Origin of the sequence: Coleofasciculus sp., assembly GCF_046565525.1 — a bacterium.
Classification (GTDB): domain Bacteria; phylum Cyanobacteriota; class Cyanobacteriia; order Cyanobacteriales; family Coleofasciculaceae; genus Coleofasciculus.
In genome coordinates this window covers 1-8,702 of sequence record NZ_JBKHUP010000186.1, presented here as the reverse complement: position 1 = coordinate 8,702, position 8,702 = coordinate 1, and the positions used below count along the sequence as shown (strand labels likewise).

The window sequence follows — 8,702 nt, the reverse complement described above, 5'->3', positions numbered from 1 at the left end:
GTGAAGAAATGGGCTTAAATCCTTGTCTGGTAAGGTTTCTGCTATTCGCAATCACGCCTTTTGTGAGAAATGCGGGTATCCCGCTTCCCAATCCCCAAAAACTCTGCAATATACCCTTCAATCTCAGCCTGCTCAAACAACACATACTGCTCTTGCTCAAACTTCTTCACCGCCAGATAGCTCAATAGCTCCAGCTTCCGCTCCACCGACAAATCCCGATAAAACTCATCCCGCTCTATCTCCCGCGACTTGTCCCACTGCTCCAGCAGCAACTCCAACCCCTCTTCATAGAGTTTGGAACGCTTCGAGTAAAACTTCCCCGTCTGGTGAAACACAGCACAAGTCAAACTCAGCAAAATCGGCGTAATTGCTAACTCCCGAATCGACTTATTCTCCTCCAAAAAGAGTAACCTCAGAAACTCCCGCACCTTCGCCAGTCCCGCCGACTCATCCCCTATCACCGTCTTGAACCAATGCTCGGCAAATGCCCGCACCTGCGACTCATTAAAATCCGCCACCTCCACATAATCAAACCGCTCAAACCGCGACTCCTGGCTCTGCGTTCGACAGGTCACAATGACCTGCACCTGCGGATAGGCACGAGCAAACCGCTTGATTTCCTTCGTGATGTTCTTCCCATCCTCCCCCGTCACCTCATCCAACCCATCCAGCAGTACCAGCACCCGACCTCGATTGAGTACCAACTGAGTTTCGGCATCCGATAACCGCCAGCACCGCTCTAGATACCGCTCCAGCGAATAGGCAACCTCACGCCCATCCTCCACAAACTCTCGCAGTTTAATCAACACCGGAATCCGGTGCGCTTGTAAATTCCCCGCGTTGCACTCCGTCACCACTCGCTGCAAATACGTGGTCTTCCCCGAACCCGGTTTACCCACCACCATCAGGTTCGTATTCTTCGCCAGCACCTCTAACCCTGACACCCGTTTCCGCTCTTTGCCCAAGCCAATGCGATCTAAACTGCGATCGCTGGGATTCCGGCTGAAGTCCTGCCACAGGTCATCCAGTTCCGACCGACGACTGCTGCTCAACTCCTCCAAAATATTGACATCCACAAACAACTCACCCAACGGCACCCAACGATCCACGCCCCAAAGCGGCATCGTGCCGTGCAAGCATTGAATATCATTGTAGAGGCGCGATCGCACCTGCTGCACCAGCTCATCAACTGACGCTACTTGAGGTGTAGGAGTTTGAGTCGTGGATTGAAGCTTTTGCACAACCTCAATCAAGGCTTGAATCGCTTCATCATTCCAAGTAACATAAGTGCGATCGCCAATGTGAATATCCTGTCCTTGACCAAGGTTGACGTTATACTTACCCAGTTGCCGTAAATCTTGGTTGCGATCGCTCAGGGCAACTCGAAGCGCTTCAACATCAGTCGCCGTCTGCGTTCCCGATGCAATCCGCTCAATAATGGTGTTTAACTCATCAGAACTCATCATTACTCAATGTCTGGCAAGGGCGATTCACACTCTAGACAGCTTGTTCCAATGTAACTTCCGTTAGCTGAAACCACACTGCTAAACTATGAATTAACCATTACTTAGGTATGGGCAATGCCTCCTGCTACTGATATTCGCCAAAAAGCGATCGCACTCATCGGGCAACTACCTCAAGACAAATTGATGGCTGTTGTGCAACTATTGGAATTTTTAGCCGAACCGCCTCAGCCGAGTACAGTTAGCGCCCAGGAAGCACAGTTGCTTGAGGCGATCGAGAGCCATCTGCCTGAAGACGAGCAGGTACACCTAGATACGTTACGCGATCGCTGTGAATGGGATGAACTGAGCGAAGCTGAGCATCAGGAACTGATTGGTTACGAAGATTTGCTAGAGCAACAGAGAGTAGAGCGCTTAGAAGCTCTGATTGAGCTAGCAAAGATCAGGAACATTGACCTGATGCGCTTAAACGAGCAAGTTCAGTCGAAGTCCCACTCCCAGCCTTCCCATGCCGTCTGAATATGAACGAGTCCCTACAGCCCTGAGACAGGAAATTGCTCAACGGGCAAAGAATCGATGCGAATACTGCCGTTGCCCGGATGCGTTCTCTCCTGACAGCTTTACAGTCGATCACATCAAACCTCGACAACTGGGCGGAGCAACCATTGCTGAAAATCTCGCCTGGGCGTGTTTCGGCTGTAACGGTCGTAAATACACCCGGACTGTTTACCCCGATCCACAGACTGGACAGGAGATTGCCCTGTTCAATCCTCGCCAGCAGAATTGGACAGAGCATTTTGATTGGAGTGAGGATTTGACTCAACTGATTGGTAGAACCCCTTGTGGTCGTGCAACCATCGAAGCGCTTGCACTCAACCGTCTAGGAGTGGTGAATCTTCGACGCCTGCTTGTCTTAGCCGGACTGCATCCACCTGATGAGTAATCGAAGGTTGCAATAAATCTTGGTTGCGATCGCTCAGGGCAACTCGAAGCGCTTCAACATCAGTCGCTGTCTGCGTTCCCGATGCAATCCGCTCAATAATGGTGTTTAATTCATCAGAACTCATCATTACTCAATGTCTGGCAAGGGCGATTCACACTCTAGACAGCTTGTTCCAATGTAACTTCCGTTGATTGTTTGTCTTACTGTACCCACAGGCGATCGAGAACTTGCAAAACTTGGCCAGGGAAGTTTTGGATTTGCTCATCGTTAAGCCAACCTTCTTTTTCTCTTTTGACCAGCCTCATTTTTTAACTGTTTCAAGACTGGGATATGTTCTTCGGGAATTCCTTGCAGCGCGATCGCGTCGCAAATCGTTTGAATAAATTTGCCAAGGCTTGAGTGGGTACAAGTTGTGCTAACCCAGCATTATCTTCTAAAACTAAACCATCTTCCCCCGAACCATGTCCGCAAAAGTGAACAATCTGAGGATTCAAATCTAACAAAGCACGGCGCAAATCATCAGGACGAACCGCCCAGCGTTGCTGTAGAGTAAACTTGTCTCGTTGCTGTGACCGTCGCAACCCTTCATCAATTTCCCGCACTTCTTGATCTAAGCGCAGTCTCGCTTCATTTTTGGGGCTGGAGGCGAGGACTAAAATCGTTTTCTGTAAGCTACTTTGAGAGTGGTCAGGTTGAGCCATGTTGGGAAAATCTTCTTTGAGAACAGAGCGCACAATTCCGCGAATGTCGCTGGCGTTATAACCTTGAAGTACAGCACGAACTACTTCTCGAACAGCTTCTGCATCGAGTCCTTGGTAAACGTGATCGCCAACCTGGATATCTTGTCCCTGACCAATGTTGACGTTGTATTTTCCCACCTGCAACAGACGCTCGTGCTTCCCTTCACTCAGTAACTGATGCAAGGTAGCGATGTCAGCTTCAGTATGCTGACCATTGGCAATCACTTCTATGTAGAGTGGAATGACGAGGCAATTCCAGCATTACAAAAATCAACCTAATCCTATCCCTCTTCGTGCAAAAGCGAATCTTCAACGAGAACATTTTTTATCTTCTCCCTTCCGAAAAAAGTGCGACTGCTCCAAAACAACGCAAAAAATTTACTCTTGAATTCTCATGGAAATTATCACCTCTAGCTCTGGAAATTACAGCGCCCTCCTGGGTACTATTAGCCAAGACTACTACCTCCGTTGCGATGGTGGTGCTTTTGTAGACACGCTATTCGGAGCGGATTTAACTGAAGCCTACCAAGATGGTTCATTTCAAGCCGCAATCGTGGCTCATAAAGTCGAACTCGTGATCATTTATCCAATGCGACAAGGCTACAAAGCTCGGCGTCATTTAACCTTGGGCGAATTTTATTGTAATGAACTGTTTCAGGAAATTTGGTTCATCCCGTTAAAAAGCTGGATATATGACAATAAAACCAAACAAGAAAATGCGGGTAAAATGCGACCGCAAATCGTGTCCCACTTTTTAATGCGGGGTCATTCAATGGATGAATTTTCCATTCTCATCCGCCCAATTGAACAGGAAGCCTTCTTAGACTGGGAAGGGAATAAGGCTCAACTATCTAAAAAATATGCCAGTGCTAAGGATTATATCAAAACCCAGATTAGCCAAACCATTGTCTCCCAAATTTATACCACAGAAATTGTCAAGTGTGATAAGGGCATTAAACCCTATTTTCATTTAACGTGGAACGTCCGTCAACCTGAAACGGAACTCGAACAGGATGCTATTGAAGTGGCTCAAATCATCGGACAAAAGCACACTGACTTACTCATCCATGAGGTTACAGAAAAAGCGGCGGAGAAAGCTTTAATGGCTCTAGCGGGAAGTCCCTCCAACCAACCGGCTTTACCACAAACGGCTTGAAGCCCACTTCTGGGCAGAAGGTTAGTCGCTAAAGTTACCTCCTGCCCTATTGTCTCATACAAAGGAATACAAAAAATGCGAGACGTTGATGGAATACTATACCCCAGCGTTACAGAAATTCTTGATACAGCCTTTCCAACTAACTGGGAAAAAAAACAGAAACAATACGACTTAATCCATGGGGAAGGCGCTTGGTCTCAACGACGCCAACAACGGGCTTTTGAAGGAACGACACTGCACGCAGCGGCTCAAGTCTTTCTCCAGGGAAATGCTTTTCCTGAAATTAATGATGAAATCAGGGAGTATTGGGAAGCTCTCTCTCCCTACTTGAAAACTCTACCACCGTACCACATTATTGCCCTCGAAGAAACCATTGCTCACCGTCCACTTTTTTTTGCAGGTACACCAGATGCTGTCATTGAATTAGAGACGGGAGAGCGCTGGCTTTTGGAATTTAAAACCTTCGATGGCTACCCGATTGGCAACCGAGGTTATCAAGGTGTCTGGCCCCTGTGGAAACGGAAAATGAAAGGGGTAAATTGTCCGTCTCTACCAACCTGGGAATGGACAACTCCTATTTTTCGCCGCGCCCTTCTTCAAACATGGCTGTATAAGTTGGTACTTGATATCAACTATCCCAACTCTCAAGTGCAAAAAATATCAATTTTGGTGGCTACCCGTTCACAAGGACTTCAAGAGATTACCTTTCCGTTTCACCTCTGGCAAGACTGTCACACGGAGGCTTTGGCTATCATCAAAACTTTTCATCATCGCCAACCTATTAAGTTTCGCGATGACGGCAATTAAAGCCCTTCATGAATAAAGCGACGCCTAAGATGACTTTTCCTCAACCTGACCGCTATCAAGTGTTAAAATACTTAGAGTTTCTCTCTTATCAACCAACCGATAAACTAAACCTCACCTGCTTGTTTCATTCCCAGGATTCTCGCAAACGTCTAGACAAAGGTTGTAAACTGAATCGATTAAGCTGGGCGGCTATCGAAACCTATCAATCTTATGGTCGCGGAGTCTATCTGGTTGTTAATGGTGGTGGATATAAGAATAAGGATATCTCACAGGGTCGCGCTGTATTCTATGAACACGACTGCCTAGATAAATTAAAGCAGGTGAATTTGTGGCAGCAACTAGAACTTCCTGCACCAACATTTCAGGTGGATACAGGAGGTCGGTCAATTCACTCCTATTGGGTGTTTGATGAACCAATTGGAATTGAGCAATGGTGTCATCTTCAGCGTGATTTGCTAGAATACGCAGATGCTGACCGCAGCCTCAAAAATCCCGCCCGTCTCATGCGGTTAGCTGGCACTTGGCATATCTTACCCAAGGCTTGGGGAAATTCGGATTGGCTATGCAATTTGTCGCAAATTATTACAGAAACGGGAAGGGTTTATGGTTACGAAAGGCTACGAAATGCTGTACCTCAATGTCAATCCTGTACGAACTCATCTCCTCTTGTGGTTCTACCTAAAACTTCACCGATTCCTAAACCTATAGAGTTTCCTAACCCTTTAACTATCCAACATTTCAATCAAATTCCGTTTCCTATTCCCCTAACAATACCTCTATACTACTGCTGCCGAATAAAAGTGCGATCGCTCCTTGATTCTGGTGTCCCAAAAGGCTCTGGACGCAACAATGCAGCAATAGCTATTGGACTGGAACTGCTCACCGTAGAACGCTATGTGCAGTTAATGGGTCAGCCTTTTTCGGACAGTGCTAGGCAATTGTTCAGTGGTTTCTGTAGGCGCTCATTCATGACACCGGAAGAAGATGCTGAGCGCTGGAACTGGTGCTATGCTCAAAATACTTCGATTACACAATCGCTGCAAAAGCATATCCGATATTGCATCCGCACTTGGTACTGGCAAGTTGTTAAAAATCAAAAGCGACACGAGGTTAAGTAATTCTTGTCTTTTTTACCTTTATAGCCGTTCTAAAATAGTAGTAGTATCGTTCTTATGTCACCCTAGGAGAAGTATAATAAGCAAAAATGGCTGAACTCCCAACTCCTATGAATGCAGAAGATACCTGGCTTGGTATTGACCCTGGACTAGCTACCGTCGGCTGGTCAATTTTGACAACAGACAGTAACGGCACGGTCTGTCTGATTGACTACGGAACGATTGAAACAAAGAAAACCTTATCAACTCCGGAACGCTTAGCCGAATTGGAGGAGGATTTGGTCACATTGATGGAAGAGTTTGAACCCACGAAGGCGGCATTAGAAATGCCCTTTTTTTCCCGACAAATCAAGGCAGCCGGGGGAGTTTTACAGGCGGTTGGAATTATCAATTTAGTTTGCTATCGGGAAGCTGAGATTATTCCGGTTTTGCTGCATCACTATCTGATCCGCGCCAAAAACCTGGGTCATCTCTCCAAGGTTGTCCATCAGGAATTACCTGATGCAGACATCCTCATTCCCGACGTGCCAGCCGGACTTTTCTCAACAGCCAACTGTCTGATCATCGTTCGAGATTTATTGAGATGGATTGACCAATTTGAACAAGAGAATAACTATGACCAGATTATCTTTGTTGGTCATAGTTTAGGCGCACTCCTGGCTCGGAAAGTCTACGTTTGTGCTTGTGGAGAGACGGATAAAGCTCCCTTTGAAACGCCATTAGTAGAATTCGTACCCGGTAAAACTTGGGCAGGGAAAGTGACGCGGATTATTTTGCTTGCAGGTATGAATCGGGGCTGGCATATCTCCCACCATCTCTCTCCTCTTTTTGTATTGTCTCAAAGCGTGGGTGTCTTCTTTGGCAACCTCATCACTTTGTTTGGCAGGAAGCCTCTCGTTTTTAATATCCGTCGTGGTGCTCCCTTTATCACTCAACTACGTATCCAATGGCTGGCAATGCGTCAAGACACTGCCAAAAGAGAGGTGGATAAGGCGTTAACAGTACAATTGTTGGGTTCGATTGATGATATCGTTTCCCCAGAAGATAATGTTGATTTAGTGACGGGAAAGGATTTCATCTACCTTGATGTTCCCAAAACGGGACATTCAGACATTATTGTTATGGATTCCTCACCAGAGGGTCAACAAAGGAGGGATATATTCAAACTGGCTTTGACCGGAGAGGTTGATGGTTTGAGAGAAAATCAGGTCTTTTTGGATGAGGAGCAATTTTTGGAGCCTAAGCCAAACATCAGGCATGTTGTCTTCGTTATTCATGGTATACGCGATCGCGGTTACTGGACAAAAAAGATTGCCCGTAAGGTTCGAGCGTTGGGGGGTAATCAACTCTATGCGACGGAGACTTCTACTTATGGCTATTTTCCAATGCTGTCCTTTCTGTTTCCGTTCCGTCGCCGAGATAAGGTGGAGTGGTTGATGGATCAATACACTGAAAACCTAGCACGTTATCCCCACGCCATTGATAATTTTCACTACGTCGGACATAGTAACGGAACCTATCTACTGGCTAAAGCACTGCGAGAGTATCCTTGCTGTCGCTTCAAAAATGTGGTGTTTGCAGGCAGTGTCGTTCCTATTGATTATGATTGGTCTGTGATCATGGAACGGCGTCAGGTAGCGAAAGTCCTCAACTTTGTGGCAACGAAGGATTGGGTTGTTGCCTTTTTTCCCAAGCTTTTCCAAGTTTTCCCCTTCAGGCGATGGCAAGATTTGGGAAGTGCCGGCTTTGATGGCTTCAAAATCAGTAAAGAGTGTTTGCCTGATTCGTATTTGGTAAAGGCATTGATGAAAAACGGAGATATCTTCCAAATTGAGTATATCCAAGGGGATCATGGTGCAGCGCTGGTGGAAGATAATTGGCAGACTATTGCCCAGTTTATCGTGTCGGGAGATGTGACAGATTCACAATTATTAAGCCAGGAATCGCTCCTGAGCAAAAAGCAAGTTGCTTTGATTAGCGCACTCTCGCAAGTGCCCTATTTAATTTGGGGGGTTATCTTCATTGTTGTTGTCTGGTTAGGCTGGGTTATTCTTTCCCTTAACCTGGGTGAGTGGCAGAAAACCGTTGCATTTTTACTCTATTTGTGGTCGATTTGGAATATTCTCACGCGCCTGTGAATCTACTGACCGTTCAATATTCTCTGTCGCGTTCCTTCGCAATTCTGGCGGAGGACAGGGTGGGGCTTCCGGCGTATCATATTTACCAGACTGTCCCAGTTTCTGACAGCTTGTGGAACTGAGATGAACTGCCCAGCTCAAACATCAACTGATGACCGACCCCAAGAATTACGACGTCGTTATGGGTGGGCAAACACCCAATCCTATCGGCTCCTTAGTTTTAGGAGGAATTGACGGAGTTCAACAACAACTTGCCAGTTCTATTGACACTCCCCCTTTTAGAAAAAGGGGGATTCTGCGGAACTCACATTCCACATATCCTGAGAAAACAGTTCTAATT

8 protein-coding genes and 2 pseudogenes are annotated in these 8,702 nt (G+C 46.5%); 7 read left to right on the top strand and 3 right to left on the bottom strand.

Annotated elements, in window-relative coordinates:
* Positions 1-41: 41 nt before the first annotated feature.
* The gene (locus ACLGGO_RS34330) at positions 42-1,466 is read right to left on the bottom strand and encodes an NACHT domain-containing protein (protein ID WP_446422673.1); all 1,425 of its coding nucleotides are present in this window, start codon (positions 1,464-1,466) and stop codon (positions 42-44) included.
* Positions 1,467-1,580: 114 nt separating this feature from the next.
* On the opposite strand from ACLGGO_RS34330, the gene ACLGGO_RS34325 reads away from it, so the two are divergent.
* Complete coding sequence (locus ACLGGO_RS34325; RefSeq protein ID WP_446422672.1) at positions 1,581-1,982, top strand: hypothetical protein; 402 nt, start codon at positions 1,581-1,583, stop codon at positions 1,980-1,982.
* Positions 1,972-2,406 (top strand): HNH endonuclease, encoded by a 435-nt coding sequence (locus ACLGGO_RS34320; protein WP_446382608.1) that lies wholly within the window; start codon positions 1,972-1,974, stop codon positions 2,404-2,406. Before ACLGGO_RS34325 ends, ACLGGO_RS34320 begins: the two co-directional genes overlap by 11 nt.
* Here ACLGGO_RS34320 and ACLGGO_RS34315 read toward each other — a convergent pair.
* Together ACLGGO_RS34315 and ACLGGO_RS34310 are read right to left on the bottom strand one after the other, a co-directional pair.
* Entirely contained in the window at positions 2,336-2,530 is a 195-nt protein-coding gene (locus ACLGGO_RS34315; RefSeq protein ID WP_446422674.1) for a hypothetical protein, read from the bottom strand. The genes ACLGGO_RS34320 and ACLGGO_RS34315 overlap by 71 nt on opposite strands.
* Positions 2,531-2,723: 193 nt before the next feature.
* Complete coding sequence (locus ACLGGO_RS34310) at positions 2,724-3,371, bottom strand: hypothetical protein (RefSeq protein ID WP_446422671.1); 648 nt, start codon at positions 3,369-3,371, stop codon at positions 2,724-2,726.
* A 169-nt stretch (positions 3,372-3,540) separates the two neighbouring features.
* Between ACLGGO_RS34310 and ACLGGO_RS34305 the strand changes: the two genes are divergently transcribed.
* From ACLGGO_RS34305 to ACLGGO_RS34285, 5 genes and pseudogenes are all read left to right on the top strand, one after another.
* A complete protein-coding gene (locus ACLGGO_RS34305) occupies positions 3,541-4,302 on the top strand; it encodes a hypothetical protein (protein WP_446422670.1) in 762 nt (253 codons plus the stop codon).
* A gap of 75 nt (positions 4,303-4,377) precedes the next feature.
* Positions 4,378-5,109, top strand: a complete 732-nt coding sequence (locus tag ACLGGO_RS34300; RefSeq protein ID WP_446422669.1) for a hypothetical protein — start codon at positions 4,378-4,380, stop codon at positions 5,107-5,109.
* A gap of 29 nt (positions 5,110-5,138) precedes the next feature.
* On the top strand, positions 5,139-6,227 hold the full coding sequence (locus ACLGGO_RS34295; protein ID WP_446422668.1) for a hypothetical protein: 1,089 nt from the start codon (positions 5,139-5,141) through the stop codon (positions 6,225-6,227).
* Positions 6,228-6,334: 107 nt separating this feature from the next.
* Positions 6,335-6,661: pseudogene (locus ACLGGO_RS34290) on the top strand (crossover junction endodeoxyribonuclease RuvC); the annotation flags it as partial.
* 1,852 nt (positions 6,662-8,513) lie between these two features.
* Positions 8,514-8,702: pseudogene (locus tag ACLGGO_RS34285) on the top strand (hypothetical protein); the annotation flags it as partial.